The sequence below is a fragment of the Variovorax sp. genome (assembly GCF_965279555.1).
Taxonomy (GTDB): Bacteria; Pseudomonadota; Gammaproteobacteria; order Burkholderiales; family Burkholderiaceae_C; genus Variovorax.
In genome coordinates this window covers 5,043,733-5,059,238 of sequence record NZ_OZ257247.1, presented here as the reverse complement: position 1 = coordinate 5,059,238, position 15,506 = coordinate 5,043,733, and the positions used below count along the sequence as shown (strand labels likewise).

At 69.6% G+C, this 15,506-nt stretch carries 15 protein-coding genes; 6 read left to right on the top strand and 9 right to left on the bottom strand.

All coding sequences use genetic code 11. The annotated features are described in order from the left end of the window. Positions 1-3: 3 nt before the first annotated feature. On the top strand, positions 4-1,242 hold the full coding sequence (locus tag ACQY8B_RS23645) for a CaiB/BaiF CoA transferase family protein (RefSeq protein ID WP_422088938.1): 1,239 nt from the start codon (positions 4-6) through the stop codon (positions 1,240-1,242). A gap of 70 nt (positions 1,243-1,312) precedes the next feature. Here the strand turns inward: ACQY8B_RS23645 and ACQY8B_RS23640 are convergent, their stop codons facing one another. Together ACQY8B_RS23640 and ACQY8B_RS23635 are read right to left on the bottom strand one after the other, a co-directional pair. Then, positions 1,313-1,771 (bottom strand): CopD family protein, encoded by a 459-nt coding sequence (locus ACQY8B_RS23640; protein ID WP_422088937.1) that lies wholly within the window; start codon positions 1,769-1,771, stop codon positions 1,313-1,315. Between the two features lie 56 nt (positions 1,772-1,827). Further along, positions 1,828-2,796: a LysR family transcriptional regulator gene (locus ACQY8B_RS23635; protein ID WP_422088936.1), complete on the bottom strand. Its 969-nt coding sequence runs from the start codon at positions 2,794-2,796 to the stop codon at positions 1,828-1,830. A 127-nt stretch (positions 2,797-2,923) separates the two neighbouring features. Between ACQY8B_RS23635 and ACQY8B_RS23630 the strand changes: the two genes are divergently transcribed. From ACQY8B_RS23630 to ACQY8B_RS23610, 5 genes are all read left to right on the top strand, one after another. Next, positions 2,924-4,264, top strand: a complete 1,341-nt coding sequence (locus tag ACQY8B_RS23630) for a DUF3100 domain-containing protein (RefSeq protein WP_422088935.1) — start codon at positions 2,924-2,926, stop codon at positions 4,262-4,264. A 149-nt stretch (positions 4,265-4,413) separates the two neighbouring features. Then, positions 4,414-5,604: a M20 aminoacylase family protein gene (locus ACQY8B_RS23625; RefSeq protein WP_422088934.1), complete on the top strand. Its 1,191-nt coding sequence runs from the start codon at positions 4,414-4,416 to the stop codon at positions 5,602-5,604. After that, a complete protein-coding gene (locus tag ACQY8B_RS23620; RefSeq protein ID WP_422089101.1) occupies positions 5,601-6,986 on the top strand; it encodes an L-serine ammonia-lyase in 1,386 nt (461 codons plus the stop codon). The genes ACQY8B_RS23625 and ACQY8B_RS23620 overlap by 4 nt, the downstream gene beginning before the upstream one ends. 55 nt (positions 6,987-7,041) lie before the next feature. Continuing rightward, positions 7,042-7,872: an isocitrate lyase/PEP mutase family protein gene (locus ACQY8B_RS23615; protein WP_422088933.1), complete on the top strand. Its 831-nt coding sequence runs from the start codon at positions 7,042-7,044 to the stop codon at positions 7,870-7,872. A gap of 4 nt (positions 7,873-7,876) precedes the next feature. Beyond that, positions 7,877-8,452 carry a uracil-DNA glycosylase family protein gene (locus ACQY8B_RS23610; protein WP_422088932.1) on the top strand — a complete coding sequence of 192 codons (576 nt, stop codon included), beginning with the start codon at positions 7,877-7,879 and terminating at the stop codon, positions 8,450-8,452. A 2-nt stretch (positions 8,453-8,454) separates the two neighbouring features. Here the strand turns inward: ACQY8B_RS23610 and ACQY8B_RS23605 are convergent, their stop codons facing one another. The 7 genes from ACQY8B_RS23605 to ACQY8B_RS23575 all read right to left on the bottom strand — a co-directional run bounded on the left by ACQY8B_RS23605 (position 8,455) and on the right by ACQY8B_RS23575 (position 15,431). Continuing rightward, the gene (locus ACQY8B_RS23605; protein ID WP_422088931.1) at positions 8,455-10,134 is read right to left on the bottom strand and encodes an amidohydrolase; all 1,680 of its coding nucleotides are present in this window, start codon (positions 10,132-10,134) and stop codon (positions 8,455-8,457) included. Position 10,135: 1 nt separating this feature from the next. Beyond that, positions 10,136-11,125 (bottom strand): Bug family tripartite tricarboxylate transporter substrate binding protein, encoded by a 990-nt coding sequence (locus tag ACQY8B_RS23600; RefSeq protein ID WP_422088930.1) that lies wholly within the window; start codon positions 11,123-11,125, stop codon positions 10,136-10,138. A gap of 65 nt (positions 11,126-11,190) precedes the next feature. Further along, positions 11,191-11,547 carry a cupin domain-containing protein gene (locus tag ACQY8B_RS23595; RefSeq protein ID WP_422088929.1) on the bottom strand — a complete coding sequence of 119 codons (357 nt, stop codon included), beginning with the start codon at positions 11,545-11,547 and terminating at the stop codon, positions 11,191-11,193. Positions 11,548-11,571: 24 nt separating this feature from the next. After that, positions 11,572-12,579 (bottom strand): quinone oxidoreductase family protein, encoded by a 1,008-nt coding sequence (locus ACQY8B_RS23590; protein WP_422088928.1) that lies wholly within the window; start codon positions 12,577-12,579, stop codon positions 11,572-11,574. Positions 12,580-12,894: 315 nt separating this feature from the next. After that, complete coding sequence (locus ACQY8B_RS23585) at positions 12,895-13,779, bottom strand: 3-keto-5-aminohexanoate cleavage protein (RefSeq protein WP_422088927.1); 885 nt, start codon at positions 13,777-13,779, stop codon at positions 12,895-12,897. Then, a complete protein-coding gene (locus tag ACQY8B_RS23580) occupies positions 13,776-14,540 on the bottom strand; it encodes an SDR family NAD(P)-dependent oxidoreductase (RefSeq protein ID WP_422088926.1) in 765 nt (254 codons plus the stop codon). The genes ACQY8B_RS23585 and ACQY8B_RS23580 overlap by 4 nt, the downstream gene beginning before the upstream one ends. A 24-nt stretch (positions 14,541-14,564) precedes the next feature. Beyond that, complete coding sequence (locus ACQY8B_RS23575; RefSeq protein ID WP_422088925.1) at positions 14,565-15,431, bottom strand: dioxygenase; 867 nt, start codon at positions 15,429-15,431, stop codon at positions 14,565-14,567. Positions 15,432-15,506: the final 75 nt, after the last annotated feature.

Genomic DNA, 15,506 nt, shown 5'->3' with positions numbered 1-15,506 from the left:
CGCATGAGCAACAAGCCCGCAGCACTCGACGGCATCAAGGTCCTCGATCTGTCCCGCGTGCTCGCGGGCCCGTGGTGCACGCAGATCCTGGCGGACCTGGGCGCCGACGTCGTCAAGATCGAACGCCCCGGCGTCGGCGACGACACGCGCACCTGGGGCCCGCCCTTCATCAAGGACGCGAACGGCAACGACTCCGACCAGGCCAGCTATTTCACCGCCTGCAACCGCAACAAGCGTTCGGTCACGGTCGACATGGCCACGCCCGACGGGCAGGCGCTGCTCAGGCAGATGGCGGCGCAGGCCGACATCGTGGTGGAGAACTTCAAGACCGGCGGCCTGAAGCAATACGGCCTCGACCACGAGAGCCTGCGCGCGGCCAACCCGCGCCTCATCTACTGCAGCGTGACCGGCTTCGGCCACGACGGCCCCTATGCGGAGCGCGCCGGCTACGACCTGATGATCCAGGCCATGACCGGCATGATGAGCATCACCGGCCGCCCCGACGACGTACCCGGCGGCGGCCCGCTGCGCGTGGGTGTTGCGCTGACCGACCTGTTCACCGGCGTCTACGCCAGTACCGCCATCCTCGCGGCGCTGCAGGTGCGCGACCGCACCGGCGAAGGCCAGCACATCGACATGGCGCTGCTCGACGTGGGCATGGCCATCCTGGCCAACCAGGCCAGCGCCTTCCTCAACACCGGCCATGCGCCGCAGCGCCAGGGCAATACGCACCCGAGCCTCGCGCCTTATCAAGACTTTCCGACGCAGGACGGCGCGATGCTGCTGGCCATCGGCAACAACGGCCAGTTCGCGCGCTTCTGCGAGGCGGCTGGCCATCCGGAATGGGCGAGCGACGCGCGCTTTGCCACGAACACCCTGCGCGTGAAGCACCGCGGCGTGCTGATCCCGATGATGGAAGAACTCACGCGCACCCGCACCACGGCCGCGTGGGTCACGCTGCTCGAGGACAAGGCCGTGCCCTGCGGCCCGATCAACGACATTGCCCAAGCCTTCGACGATGCACAGGTCAAGGCGCGCGGCCTTGCGGTTACGCTGCCGCGCGACGCGGGCGACGGCATTGCCAGCATCACCGGCGTGGCGAGCCCGCTGCGCCTGTCGGCCACGCCGCCGGTGCTGCGCCACGCGCCGCCGGCGCTGGGCCAGCACACGCGAGAGGTGCTGGCAGAGATGGGCATCGACGACGCCCGCTTCGACGCCCTGCGTTCGGCCGGCGTGGTCTGAAAAACGGCGCAGGCACGGCGAGCCCGGTGCGCCTTCCGGCGCCTGCGGCTGCATCGCCTGACGCCCTTTGTCAGCCCGCGCGCCCGACGGTCGCCACGGCGAACACCACCACGCCCAGCGCCAGGTTCAGCGTCACCAGCTTGCGCACGGTGTTCAGCCGCGCGGCAGCCGCCGGCCACGCGCTTTCTTCCACCGCACGCCGCAGCGCCTTGAACACCGATGCGCGGATGTAGACGTAGATCGCGGCCATCACGATCGCGATGCTCATCATCGCCTCGATGCGCCAGTGCAGGCCGCGAAAGCCGCCTGTCGCAAGGATCATCGTCACGCCGGTCACGAACAGCAGCGTGACCGACGCATCCACCCCGACGAAGAAGCGCCGCAGCGTCGCGGCCATCATGCGCAGCCGCAGCGGCGGCTCCAGCGTGGCGACGGCCGATGGGCGCACAGCGAAGTGCATGGTCGCCATGCCGCCGACCCAGAAGGCGGCGCACAGCAGGTGGATGAAAAGCGCAATGACGTAGGACATGGGGTCCGATCAGAACACCGAAGCGGCGGTGCGCGCAATGCGGCCGAACATCCCTTTCAGGCCGGGGTGCTTCTGGCCCGCGCGGCCGTGCGCTTTTCCTTGCCGGGCGTGTCGTCGGCATAAAGCCGCATGTCGGCCACCACCCGGCGCAGCAGCTCGGCCGCGGCCGGCGACAGCATGCGCCCGTGCCGGGACACGATGTGCGAGCGTCCCTGCGACAGCAGCGGGTTCTTCATCGGCAGCTCCACCAGTTCGGGGCTGTTGGCGTTGGGCGTGAGCGAGATGCGCGTGCCCAGCGTGTAGCCCAGGCCGGCCGACACGAAGTGGCCGAGCGCGCTGAACGAGGTGGTGGTCAGCAGCGCGGGCAGCCGCACGCCCTCGCTCACTTCCGCCGCCTCGATGTGCTGGCGCACGCCGAAGTGGCGGTGCAGCGTGGCGCCGGGGTAGGGCAGCAGGTCGGCCAGCTTGAGCGGCCGGCCCAGCTGCGCGAGCGGATGCGAGCGCAGCACCATCGCCTGGATGGGCTGCGGGTGCGACTGGTGCGAAGTGAGCCGGTCGTCCTTGGGTGGCTGGAACAGCATGCCGATGTGGGCGCGCTCCTCGACCACGCGGCGCACGATCTCGTCGGTGCTGGCCACGTCCAGCTCGATGGTGATCTTCGGGTGCGTGGTCATGAAGTCGCGCAGGCTGTGGCGCATGAGCCAGTCGACGTAACCCTCGCCCGCCACGATGTCGATGTGCCCGCGCTCGATCTTGCGGATGCTGTCCATCTGCGCCATGAGGTGCTGCTTCTGGCTGTTCTGGCGCCGGACGTAGCCGGCCAGCATCTCGCCCGCGTCGGTGGCCACCACGCCGCGTCCGTGGCGCTCCAGCAGCGGCACGCCGCACTCCTGCTCGAGGATGCCGATGGCGCGGCTGACGGCCGAGGGGTCCATGTCCAGCACGTCGGCGGCGCCGCGCACCGAGCCGCTGTCGAGCACCTGCATGAAGTAGCGCACGCGGCGCGTGTCGAGCTTGTCGTCCATGGCCCGGTCTCCTGAAGTTCGTGGCGAGTGTTGCATTCGATGCATCGAATATCCCGATTTACGGTCATTGATGCAATAGAGCCGGACGCGGAAACTCGCCGGCATTCCGCCAGAAGAAGCCCCACCCATGACCTCTGCCGCCTCCGTTCTTTCCACAGCCGTGCCCTCCAGCGCCTCCGGAAAACTCAAGCTCGTGCTCGTCACGCTGGCCATCGTGGCCGGGGCCGAGCTCATCGGCCCGGTGCAGTTCAGCGTCGGCCCCGGCAAGGTGGCGCTGCTGCCGATGTTGTGGGCGCTGCTGATCGCGGCCGTGTGGGGCATTGCGCAACGCCGCCTGCCGGGCGCGGTGCGCGTGGCGACGGCCGAGCAGTCGCTGGCCGGCGGCCTGCTGAACGCGGGCCTGCTGCTGTTCGTGGTGAAGCTGGGCCTGACGGTGGGCGCCGCGCTGCCGCAGGTCAAGCAGGCCGGCTGGGCGCTGCTGTTCCAGGAGTTCGGCCATGCGCTCGGCACCCTGGCGCTGGGCCTGCCGCTGGCGCTGCTGCTGGGCATCAAGCGCGAGGCCGTGGGCGCGACCTTCTCGGTGGGCCGCGAGGGCAACCTGGTGATCATCGGCGAGAAATACGGCATGGCCTCGCCCGAAGGCCGCGGCGTGCTGGCCGAATACATCACCGGCACGGTGCTGGGCGCGCTCTTCATCGCGGTGCTGGCGGGCTTCATCGCCAGCCTGCACATCTTCGATCCGCGTTCGCTGGCCATGGGCGCCGGCGTGGGCTCGGGCAGCCTGATGGCCGCCGCGCTGGGCGCCATCGCCGCGCAGCAGCCGGCCGAGATGCTGCCGCAGCTCACCGCCATTGCGGCCGCGTCGAACCTGCTGACCACCGTGGCCGGCTTCTACTTCACGCTGTTCCTGTCGCTGCCGCTTTGCTCGTGGCTCTACGGCAAGCTGGAGCCGGTGCTGGGCCGATTCTCCAAACGCGGCGCGCAGGACGCGGCGGGCACCGGTGCTGTGTCGCAAGTCAGCGTGCCGCACGGCGGCGCCACGTCGCTGCGCGACACGCTCATCGCCTGGACGGTGGTGGGCGGCGGCGTGCTCATCGGCAATTCGCTGACCTACAAGGTGCCGGTGCTGGTGTCGCTCGAAGGCATGGCGGCGGTGGTGCTGATCGCGCTGGTGGTCGAGGGCATCAAGCGGCTGGTGCCGCGCCTGCCGATGGTGCTGGTGCTGTCGGTGGTGGCCACGCTGGCGGGCATTCCGGGGCTGTTTCCGTTTTCCGACGCGCTGATCGCCGTCACCGCCAAGCTCAACTTCCTGGCCTTCACCACGCCGGTGCTGGCGCTGGCCGGCTTCTCGGTCGCGAAGGACCTGCCGGTGTTCCGCCAGCTGGGCTGGCGCATCGTGGTGGTGTCGCTCACCGCCACGGCCGGCACCTTCCTCGGTGCGACCCTCATCGCCGAATTCTTCCACTGACGAAAAAGGCTCGCCCCCAGGCTGCGCGCACTTCGTGTCGCGCACGCCTTCCCCCTACCGGGGGCAACACCTGCGGCCCGGCAAAGCCGGTTCCGCGGTATTCCCCGAAAAGTCCTTCCAGTCCCCACTCGTCAACCGAGATCATTCCTATGTACCGCGACCCCGAAATCGCCGAAGACACCCGCGCCCGCATGCTGAGCTGGCGCCGCGACATCCACGCCAACCCCGAGACCGCCTTCGAGGAACACCGCACCGCCAACGTCGTCGCCAATGCGCTGATGCTGATGGGCCTGCCGGTGCACCGCGGCCTGGCCGGCACCGGCGTGGTCGGCACGCTGAAGAACGGCGAGGGCCCGAGCATCGCGCTGCGCGCCGACCTCGACGCGCTCAACATGCAGGAACTGGGCACGCAGGCGCATGCCTCCAGGTGCGCCGGCAAGATGCACGCCTGCGGCCACGACGGGCACACCGCCATGCTGCTGGGCGCCGCCGAGCACCTGTCGCGCCACAAGCCCTTCAAGGGCACGGTGCACTTCGTGTTCCAGCCCGCCGAAGAGAACGAAGGCGGCGGCCGCGTGATGGTGGAGGAGGGCCTGTTCGACCAGTTCCCGGCCGACGCCGTCTACGGCATGCACAACTTCCCGGGCCTGCCGCGCGGGCAGTTCGCGATCCGCAAGGGCACGATGACGGCCTTCCTGGACACCTTCGAGATCGTCGTCACCGGCAAGGGCAGCCACGGCGCGATGCCGGAGACCGGCATCGATTCGGTGGTGGTCTCGGCCCAGCTCGTCAATGCATTGCAGACCATCGTGAGCCGCCGCACCGGCGCGACCGACTCGGCCGTGGTCAGCGTCACGCAGATCCACGGCGGCGACACCTGGAACGTGATTCCCGAAACCGTGGTGCTGCGCGGCACCGTGCGCACGCTCGACGCCGCCATCCAGGACAAGACCCAGGCCGCCATGCAGCAGATCTGCGACGGCGTGGCCGCCACGCACGGCGCGAAGGTGGCGCTCGACTACCGCCGCGGCTACCCCGGCGTGGTCAACACGCCCGCCGAGACCGATGCCGCCGTGGCCGCCGCCGCCAGCCTGGTCGAGCGCGCACAGGTCAAGACCGACATCCCGCCGGCCATGGGCTCGGAAGACTTCGCCTTCATGCTGCAGAAGCGCCCGGGCGCCTACATCGGCATCGGCGCCGGGGAAGGCCCGAACGACCCGAACGTGCACAACCCGTACTACGACTTCAACGACAACATCCTGCCCCTGGGCGCGGCGTACTGGGTGGCGCTGGTCAAGCAGCAGCTTCCTGCATCAAGGGATGAGGGCATGATGCGCTGATGCTCTCCGCCTTCGACATCTTCAAGATCGGCATCGGCCCGTCGAGCTCCCACACCGTGGGGCCGATGCGCGCCGCGCTCATGTTCGCGCGCTCGCTCGAAGCACGCGGCCTGCTCGCGCGGGTCGCGCGGCTGCATGCCGACCTGTTCGGCTCGCTCGGCGCCACCGGGCACGGGCACGCCACCGACCAGGGCGTGATCCTCGGGCTCTTCGGCGATGCCCCCGACACCGTGCCGCCCGAGACCGTGCAGCCCCGGCTGGAGGCGCTGCGCCGCACCGGGCTGCTCGACCTGCTGGGCTGCAAATCCATCGCCTTCGACCGCGTGCGCGACATCGCCTTTCGCGGCGAAGAGTCGCTGCCGGAGCATCCCAACGCCATGCGCTTCACCGCGTTCTCGGCCGAAGGCGCCGTGCTGGCCGAGGGCACGTACTTCTCGGTCGGCGGCGGCTTCGTCGTCGAGGGCGGGAAGGCCGTGGCCCAGACGGTGGCCGCCGCGTCCGCCGTGCCGCATCCTTTCTCCACAGGCGACGAACTCATGGCGCAATGCCGCGCCAACGGCCTGTCGGTGGCTGCGCTGGTCATGCGCAACGAATGCGCCTGGCGGCCCGAGGCCGAAGTGCGCGCCGGGCTGCTGCGCATCTGGGGCGTGATGCAGCAGTGCGTGCAGCGCGGCTTCGGCATCGACAACCCGCTCGCCGCAGAGGCGCTGCCCGGTCCGCTGCGCATGCGCCGCCGCGCGCCGGAGTTGAACCGCGAGCTGCTGGCGCAGGCCGGCGCCGCCGATCCGCTCGCGGTGATGGACTGGGTCAATGCCTTCGCGATGGCGGTGAACGAGGAAAACGCCGCCGGCGGCCGTGTCGTCACCGCGCCCACCAATGGCGCGGCCGGCGTGGTGCCGGCCGTGATGCACTACTACCAGCGCTTCGTGCCGCAGGCGAGCGACGACGGCATCGTCGACTTCCTGCTCACCGCCGCGGCCATCGGCATGCTCTACAAGGCCAACGCCTCCATTTCGGGCGCCGAGGTCGGCTGCCAGGGCGAGGTGGGCGTGGCCTGCTCGATGGCGGCCGGCGCGCTGGCCGCGGTGCTCGGCGCCACGCCGGCGCAGGTCGAGAACGCCGCCGAGATCGGCATGGAACACAACCTGGGCCTGACCTGCGACCCGGTCGGTGGCATGGTGCAGATCCCCTGCGTGGAGCGCAATGCGATGGGCGCGGTCAAGGCCATCAACGCGGCGCGCATGGCGCTGCGCGGCGACGGCAGCCACTACGTGTCGCTCGACGCGGTGATCCGCACCATGAAGCAGACCGGCGAGGACATGAAGTCGACCTACAAGGAGACTTCGCTGGGGGGGCTTGCGGTGAACGTGGTGGAGTGCTGACCGAGCCTGCGTCAGAATGGCCGGCTCACTGTGCAATGCAGAAAGCCGAGGCCCCATGACCCGCTCCGTCGCCGAAAAGCGCGCCGACTTCCGCGCCCTCCACGAAAAAGGCTGCTTCGTCATTCCGAACCCCTGGGACACGGGCAGCGCGCGTTACCTCGAAGGCCTGGGCTTCAAGGCGCTGGCCACCACCAGCTCCGGCTTCGCGTGGTCGCAGGGCTATGCCGATGGCGCCTTGTCGCGCGAATACATCCTCGCGCACCTGCGCGAACTGGTGGCCGCCACCGACCTGCCGGTGAACGCCGACTTCGAGAACGGCTTCGCCCCCGACGCGCAAGGCGTCGCTGAAAGCGTGCGCCTGGCCATCGAGACCGGCGTGGCGGGCCTGTCGATCGAGGACTCGACTGGCAACGCGGCCGACCCGCTCTTTCCCATTCACTTGGCGGCAGAGCGCATGCGCGCCGCGCGCCAGGCCATCGACGCCTCGGGCGCTGACGTGCTGCTGATCGGCCGCGCGGAGAACTTCTTCGCCGGACGGCCCGACTTGGACGACGCCATCGCGCGGCTCAAGGCGTATGCGGACGCGGGCGCCGACTGCCTCTACGCGCCCGGCATCAAGACCCGCGAGCAGATCGCCGCGGTGGTCGCGGCCGTGGCGCCCAAGCCGGTCAACCTGCTGGTCGGCGGAACCAGCGAACTGAGCATGGTGGACATCTCCGAGCTCGGCGTGCGCCGCGTCAGCGTGGGCGGCGGCATGGCGCGCGCTGCCTGGGGCGGCTTCATGCGCGCCGCGCGCACGCTCGCCGACGAAGGCCGCTTCGACGGCTTCGCGGACGCCGCGGCGGGCAGCGAACTCGACGCCTTCTTCCGCCCGTTCGCCGGCTGACGCGGTGGATGCGCTGCTCGCCGAGGTGCGTGCCTGCCGTGCATGCGCGGTGCACCTGCCGCTCGGGCCGCGTCCCGTGGTGCAGGCCGGCGCGAGCGCGCGGCTGCTGCTGGTAGGGCAGGCGCCCAGCCTCACGGTGCACAAGACCGGCGTGCCGTGGGACGACCGGAGCGGCGAGCAGTTGCGGCGCTGGCTCGGCGTGGGCCGTGCCGTCTTCTATGACCCCGCGCGCATCGCGCTCATGCCCATGGGCTACTGCTACCCCGGCCGCGGAACCAGCGGCGACCTGCCGCCGCGCCGCGAGTGCGCCGCGCTGTGGCACGACAAGCTGCTCGCGCAGATGCCGCACATCGAGCTGACGCTGCTCATCGGCCAATATGCACAGCGCCACTTCCTCGGCAAGACCGCGCGCGGCAACGTGACCGGCACGGTCGAGGCCTTCGCCGACTACGCGCCGCGCTTCATTCCGCTGCCGCATCCGTCGCCGCGCAACACGGGCTGGTTCAAGCACCACCCGTGGTTCGAGAGCGACGTGCTGCCCGCGCTTCGCGAGCGGGTGCGCCTGGCACTCGGCACCTGAAGTCAGCGCGCCGACGCCACCGGGGCCGCCGCCGCATCGAACGGCCGCACCGCGTACACCACGCGCCCGCCCACCACCGTCATCAGCGATGTGGTCTTGCCGATGCGCTCCAGCGGCACGGCAAGAAAGTCCTGGTCGAGCACCGCGAAGTCCGCGAGCTTGCCGACCTCCAGCGTGCCGCGCCGGTTCTCGTCGAAGCTGAACCACGCGCTGCCTGCCGTGTACAGGCGCAGCGCTTCTTCGCGCGTGGGCGTTTCGTCGGGGCCGCGCATGGCCTTGCCGCTCACCGTCTTGCCGTCGAGCATCCATTGCAGCGCGACGAAGGGGTTGTACGAGGCCACGCGGTGCGCGTCGGTGCCCGCGCCCACGTTCACGCCGGCACGCAAGGCGGTGCCGATGGGCGGCATGCGCCGTGCCGTGTCGCCGCGCACGGCGAGCGCGCGGTCGCCCTGGAAGTACATCGCGTCCTGCATGGTCCAGCCGATGCCCAGCGCCTTCATGCGCGCGAGCGTCTCGGGCGAGGCGTCGTCCAGATGCGCGATGGACCAGCGCAGCTCCCTGATCGGCACCTCGGCGTTCAGCTTCTCGTACAGCCCGAGCAGATGCTCGACCGAGCCGTTCTCCTGCCAGTGGATGGTGACCGCCAGCTTGCGCTGCGCCGCCCACTTGATGAGCTCGTAGAACTTGGCCTTCACCGCCTCGTCGGGGAAGTTGTTGTTGTACATCGCGAGCGTCACGCGCTCGCCCAGGCCGTTGAACTTGAGCATGTCGTCGCCGAAGCCCATCGGCAGCATCTGCGTGAGGTCGCGAAACTCCTGCAGCTCGGCGCCGGGCTTCTGCGCGAACACGCTGTAGGCCACGCGCAGCGTCAGCGCCTTCTCGCGCCATAGCTCGAACAGCGCCGCGTACTGCGAGGGCGCGATGCTGAAGCCGCCCGGGTCCACCAGGCCGGTGATGCCGAGCCGGTTCAGCTCGGTGAAGAAGGCGCGCGTGCCGGCCACGTTGTCGTCGTAGGTCGGCTTGGGCAGCTTGTCGAACAGCGCCGATATGCCGACGATGTCGCCGGTCATCCAGCCCGGCGCGCCGTCGGGCGAGGGCTTCATGCCCGCGGGCAGCGTGCCGGCGGGAACGCCCAGCGCCTCGAGCGCCTTGGGCGTCATCACCACCGCTTCGTAGAAGAGCTGCACGTACACCGGATTGTTCGGCGCGGCCTCCTGCAGCTCGGCCAGCGTCGGCCTGCGGCGCTCGGCGAACTGCTGCTCGGTCCAGCCGCCGGCCACGATCAGCCAGCCGCCGGGGCGCGCGCTGGCCGCGGCGGTGCGAATGCGTGCCATGGCCTCGGCGATGCTGCCGGCGCCGATCCAGTTGACCTCGGTCGAATAACTCAGCGCGGCGCGCACCGCGTGCATGTGCGAGTCGATGAGGCCGGGAATGACGGTGCGTCCGCCAGCGTCCACGGTGCGCGTGGCGGGGCCCGAGAGCGGTCGCACCTGCGCGGCGTTGCCAACGGCCACGATGCGCCCGTCGCGCACAGCGAGCGCCTGCGCGGTGGTGCCGGCTTTGTCGAGCGTGACGATCTTTGCGTTGGTGACGACGAGGTCTGCCGGTTGCGCCTGCGCGGCGACGGGCAGCAGCAGGCTGGCGGCGAGGGCGGCTGCCGTGAAGAGTGTGCGTGGTGTCATGTCAGTCGACCTTGATGCTTGCGGCTTTCACGACCTGCTGGGCCTTGGCGGTCTCGTCGACGATGAACTTGTTGAATTGCACCGACGACATCGTGAAGGGCTCGGCGCCCAGCTTCTCCAGCCGCTCCTTCAGCTCGGGCGAAACCATGATCTTCGCGACCTCGGCCTGCAGGCGGTCGACCACCGGCTGCGGCGTCTTCGCTGGCGCGAACAGCCCGACCCAGAACAGGTATTCGGAGCCGGGCACGCCGGCTTCCACCGTCGTCGGCGCATCGGGCAGCGCCGACGAGCGCTTGCCCGTGCCCACGGCCAATGCCTGCAGCTTGCCGGTCTTGATGAGCGGCAGTGCCGACACCATCGGCGCGAAGAACCAGTCGACGCGCCCGGCCATCACCTCGGTCATGGCCTCTGGCGTGCCGCGGAAGGGCACGTGCTGCGCGTCGATGCCGGCCGCAAGGCGGAACACCTCGGCATTCATGTGCGTGGCCGAGCCGTTGCCGGCGGAGCCGTAGTTGAAGCCGCCCGGCTTGGCCTTGACCTTGGCCACCAGGTCTTTCACGTCGGTGAAGTGCGATGGCGCCGTCACCAGCACGTTGGGCAGGCTGGCCATCGGCGTGATGCCGGTGAAGTCTTTGAGCGTGTCGTAAGACAGGCCCTTGTAGATCCACGGGTTCACGAGGTGGCCGGCCGAATGCACCAGCAGCGTGTAGCCGTCGGCCGGCGACTTGGCCGTGATGGCCGCGCCGAGCGTGCCGCCCGCGCCGGGCTTGTTGTCCACGATCACGCTGGTGCCCAGGGCGGGCCCCAGCTTCTCGGCCACCAGGCGCGCGACGATGTCGGTGCCGCTGCCCGCCGTGAACGGCACGACCAGCCTGACCGCCTGCGTGCCGGGCCACGGGCCCTGCGCATGGGCGCCGCCGAGCGCGCAGGCCGCGAGAGTAGCCGCCACGGCCAGCGTGCGCCGGCGGCTCCAGTTGAGTGTCTTGTTCATGCGTCTTGTCTCCGTTGATTTATTTGGTTGAGCGATGAATGACTGACCGACCGACGAAAGAGCTGCTACGGCGGCGGCGCGTTGGGCATCACCAGCGCGACCAGCACCGGCCGGTTGGTGCGGTTTTCCAGCTGGCGCTTTTCACCGGGGGCGAAGCGGCAGCTGTCGTATTGCTCGAGCACGTCTTCCTGGTGCGCGCCGTCGGTCTCGCCGACCACGTGGAGCTGGCCTTCGAGCACGAGGTAGAGCTTTTCCATCGGCGAGCCGTCGAGCCCGGTGTGGCCGCCGGGCAGGATCTGGCTCATGCCCATCCACATCTGCGTGGAGGGGCCGGCTTCCTTGCCCTGCAGGCGCAGGCAGCGCATGTCGAAATGGTTGGGCGCCTCGTAGTGCGGCGCCTCGCTGAAACGTGTCACGTGCATGGGATGTGCTCCAGGAGGGGTTCTTCAGGGCCGCAGCACGACGCGGTCGGTGCTGCCCGACAGCACCAGGCGGTAGGCTTCCATGGCTTCGTCGAGCGTGAAGTGGCGCGCGACGGGAAAGGGCTTCAGCGTGCCGCGCTCGAAGCCTTCGCGCATGGCGTCGAGCTGCGCGGTGCTGGCGATGCAGTCCATCGCCAGCGAGTCGATGCCCACGAAGGTGTGCATGCCGCGGTAGAACGCGAAGATGTCGAAGGCCACGGCGCGGTCGTGCGTGGCAATGAAGATCTGCGTCGCACCCTTGGCCATCGCCTTGTTGGCGGCCTCGAAATAGGCGCTGCCCACGGTGTTGTAGACGATGTGCGCGCCGCGCCCGTCGGTCAGCTCTCGCACCCGCGCGGCCACGTCGGTGTGGTGGCGCGCATCGATCAGGTCCACCGGCCCGTTCGCGAAGCCCGCATAGGGCCCGGCATGGCGCTGCACCGCGATCACCCGCGCGCCGGCTTGCGAGGCCAGTTGCACTGCCGCCTGCCCGACCTTGCCGTTGGCGCCGAGCACCAGCACGGTCTGCCCGGCCTGCGGCATGCCGCTGCGCCGAAAGCCTTCATATGCGGTGACGAAGGGCACGCCCACCGCGCCGGCCTCGTCCATCGAGATGCCCCGGGGCTTGGCGCGCAGCGCCTGTTCGGGCAGCACGAGATAGCGCCCGTGGGAGCCGTCGCGGGTGATGCCGATGTCGCCGCCGGAGCCGTAGACTTCGCGGCCGATCCATTCGGAAGGGCCGCTGACGACGGTGCCCGCGAAGTCGCGGCCGGGGGTTCTGGGCCACACGGCCTGCGGCATGATGCCGAGCGTTGCCTTGACGTCGCTGGGGTTCACCGCGGCGGCGGCGATGCGCACGACGGCGTGGCCCGGGGGCGGGGCGGGTTCGGTTTGCGGCGCGGCGTGCAGTTGCAGCGCATCGAGGTTGGCCGCTTTCTCGTTCACGCGCAATGCGCGGGAGGTGTGGGTCGTATGCATGGCAGCGACGTTCATCTCTGGTTTCCTGCTTGCTGGTGTTTGTTGTCTTGTCTTTGGTGTTCTTGTTCGGGGCGAGTGCACAGGCCACCGGGTACTCCCCTCCGCGAATGTCCCCCGGGGCTTCGCCCCTCCTCCTTTATTTCGCTGCGGGGAGCACCCGGCGCCCTGTGCACAGGGCACGCTGCCGGTTCGTGGCTGATCGACCAGTGCTTTGAACGGTCACGACGGCGGGGTGCCTTGCGCAGCGAAATAAAGGGGGAGGCCGCAGGCCGGAGGACATTCGCGGAGCAAGGTACCCCGTCGGCGGGATCGCGCCCCGAACGACACGCCTCAAACATTCGACAGCCCCAGCATCGCGCGCGCCTCACGCGGGTTGGCTACTTCGCCCCCCAGGCTCACGAGGATGTCGCGCGCCTTCGCCACCAACTGGGCGTTGCTCTCGGCGAGAACGCCTTTCTCGAGGTAGATGTTGTCTTCCATCCCCACGCGCACATGGCCGCCCAGCAGCCACGACTGCGCGACGATCGGGAACTCCATGCGGCCGATGCCGAAGGCGCTCCAGAACGCGCCGCGCGGCAGCATGTTGCGTGCGTAGAGCAGCGTCTCGGGCGTGGGCGCAAAGCCGTACTTCACGCCGAGCACGAAGGTCCACATGGCAGGGCCATCGAGCGTGCCGTCGGCGATCAGGTCCAGCGCCAGGTTGATGTCGCCCGAATCGAAAATTTCCAGCTCCGGCTTCACGCCCGCCTCGCGCATCACCTTCGCCATGCGTCGCACATTCCTCGGCGTGTTGATGACCACGTCGGGGCCGGAGTTCATGGTGTTCAGGTCGAGCGAACACACATCGGGCCTGATGAGCGCGATGTGCTCCACGCGCTTCTCCGGCGGCAGCAGCGTGGTGCCGGGCGCGGCGACCTTCGGGTCGTCCTCGCTCGGAATGAAGCGCCCGCCCGGGCCGGTCGTGAGGTTCACGATCAGCTCGCGGTTCCCGCGGCGGATGCGGTCCACCACCTCGCGGTACAGCTCCACCTCCATCGACGGCTTGCCCGTTTCCGGATGGCGCACGTGGATGTGCACCTGGGCCGCGCCGGCCTCGGCAGCGGCCAGGCATTCGTCGGCGATCTGCACAGGCGTGATCGGCAGGTGCGGCGTCTGCTCCGGCTTCACGAGGTTGCCCGTGACGGCGCAGGTGATGAGTGTCTTGGCGGCGCTCACAGGTGGCGCCCTCCGTCGACCACGATGCGCGTGCCCGTGACGAAGCGCATGGTGGTGGCCAGCGCCTCGACCGTGGCCGCCACGTCGTCGGGCTTGCCGATGCGGCCCAGCGGCGTGGTGCTGGCCATCTTGCTGGCGAACTCCGCGCCGCGCCCGGGCACGAAGCCCGACTCCACCGCGCCCGGCGACACCGACACCACGCGCACGGCAGGCGCCAGCGCCTTGGCCAGCGCGTCGCCGACCACGTCGAGCCCCGCCTTGGCCGCCACGTAGGCCAGGTTGCTGCCCACGCCCGTGAAGCCGGCGATGGACGAGATGTTGGCCACCAGTCCGTCGCCGCTGGCCTTGAGCATCGGCGCGAAGGCGCGGATGGTGGCGAACACGCCGCGGAAGTTGGCGCGCACGATGTCGTCGATGAGATCGTCGGTCAGCGCATCGAGGTCGGCGGCCGGCACGGGCTGCGTGTGGCCCGCGCTGTTGACGAGGATGTCGCAGCGCCCGTGCGTGGCCTTCACCTCGGCCGCGGCGGCCACGAGGCTCGCCGAGTCAACGATGTCGGCACGGATCGCCGCATGGCGCTGGCCGTTGGCCGAGGGCAGGGCGGCCGCGCGCGCCGCGGCGTCGTCGCCCTTGCGGTGCAGCAGCACGCAGGTCGCGCCGAGCGCGGCCAGGCGCGTGGCCGTGGCATAGCCGATGGCGCCCAGGCCGCCGGTGATGACGGCAACCTTGCCGTCGAGTCTGGAGACAGGATCGAAGCTCATATCAGTGGATGGGGTGGGTTCGGTTCAGGGAATGGGAGGGCGGGGGAACTTCATCTCGCCGGGTTCGAGTTCGAAGTCGTGGTGCATGGACGCGCTCTTGCCATCGGGCGCCAGCGCGAAGCGCCCGATCAGCCTGCGCGTCACGCCGAAGGTCGGATCGCTCTCCAGGTTCTGGTCGTCGTCCGCGAAGACCTGCGTGATCAGCACCTTGTGGCCGGGCTTGCTCACCATGAAATGCAGGTGCGCGGGCCGGTTGGGGTGGCGCTGCTGCGCGCGCAGCAGCACGCCGCAGGGCCCGTCGGTCGGCACCGGGTAGCCGGCCGGGCGCACGCTGCGGAAACGGAAGCGCCCCTCGGCGTCGGTGGTGAAGCGGCCGCGCAGGTTCATGTCTTCCTGCGACGGGTCCTGGTTTTCATAGAGGCCGATGGGCGAGGCCTGCCACACGTCGACCGTGGCGCCGGCCACCGGGCGGCCCTGGTGGTCGTTCACCGTGCCCGTCACTTCGAGCGGAATGCCCGGCGTGCCCGAGCGCGCGATGTTGTCGCCCAGCCGGCAGGCCGGCGCATTCGCACGCCAGAACGGCCCGAGCAGCGCGGCCGGCGATTCGCCGTGCGGATCCTGGTTGTTCTGCAGCGCGACCACGGTCGACACGCCCAGGATGTCCGCAGCCAGCACCACCTCGTTCTTGGTCTCGCCGGTGGCATGCCCGATGGCGACGATGAATTCGAGCGCCTGCTCGAACTCTTCTTCCGTCAGCTTCACTTCCTGCACCAGGGCGTGCAGGTGGCGCGTGACCGCTTCCATCACGGTGCGCAGCCGTGGGTCGGGCGTGTGCTTCATGGCGTCGAGCACATGGCCCAGCACCGAGTCGGGGGAGGTGGCGATGTTCATGGTGGATCTTTGCAATCGTTTGCACGATATTAGCCAGATTTGCCGAAAAGTAAAATGGAGGTTTCCGGCAGACCC

Excerpts from the sequence above, each read along its gene's own strand:
- ACQY8B_RS23645 (WP_422088938.1), top strand. The coding sequence starts at position 4 with ATGAGCAACAAGCCCGCAGCACTCGACGGCATCAAGGTCCTCGATCTG.
- ACQY8B_RS23640 (WP_422088937.1), bottom strand. The coding sequence starts at position 1,771 with ATGTCCTACGTCATTGCGCTTTTCATCCACCTGCTGTGCGCCGCCTTC.
- ACQY8B_RS23635 (WP_422088936.1), bottom strand. The coding sequence starts at position 2,796 with ATGGACGACAAGCTCGACACGCGCCGCGTGCGCTACTTCATGCAGGTG.
- ACQY8B_RS23630 (WP_422088935.1), top strand. The coding sequence starts at position 2,924 with ATGACCTCTGCCGCCTCCGTTCTTTCCACAGCCGTGCCCTCCAGCGCC.
- ACQY8B_RS23625 (WP_422088934.1), top strand. The coding sequence starts at position 4,414 with ATGTACCGCGACCCCGAAATCGCCGAAGACACCCGCGCCCGCATGCTG.
- ACQY8B_RS23615 (WP_422088933.1), top strand. The coding sequence starts at position 7,042 with ATGACCCGCTCCGTCGCCGAAAAGCGCGCCGACTTCCGCGCCCTCCAC.
- ACQY8B_RS23605 (WP_422088931.1), bottom strand. The coding sequence starts at position 10,134 with ATGACACCACGCACACTCTTCACGGCAGCCGCCCTCGCCGCCAGCCTG.
- ACQY8B_RS23600 (WP_422088930.1), bottom strand. The coding sequence starts at position 11,125 with ATGAACAAGACACTCAACTGGAGCCGCCGGCGCACGCTGGCCGTGGCG.
- ACQY8B_RS23595 (WP_422088929.1), bottom strand. The coding sequence starts at position 11,547 with ATGCACGTGACACGTTTCAGCGAGGCGCCGCACTACGAGGCGCCCAAC.
- ACQY8B_RS23590 (WP_422088928.1), bottom strand. The coding sequence starts at position 12,579 with ATGAACGTCGCTGCCATGCATACGACCCACACCTCCCGCGCATTGCGC.
- ACQY8B_RS23580 (WP_422088926.1), bottom strand. The coding sequence starts at position 14,540 with ATGAGCTTCGATCCTGTCTCCAGACTCGACGGCAAGGTTGCCGTCATC.
- ACQY8B_RS23575 (WP_422088925.1), bottom strand. The coding sequence starts at position 15,431 with ATGAACATCGCCACCTCCCCCGACTCGGTGCTGGGCCATGTGCTCGAC.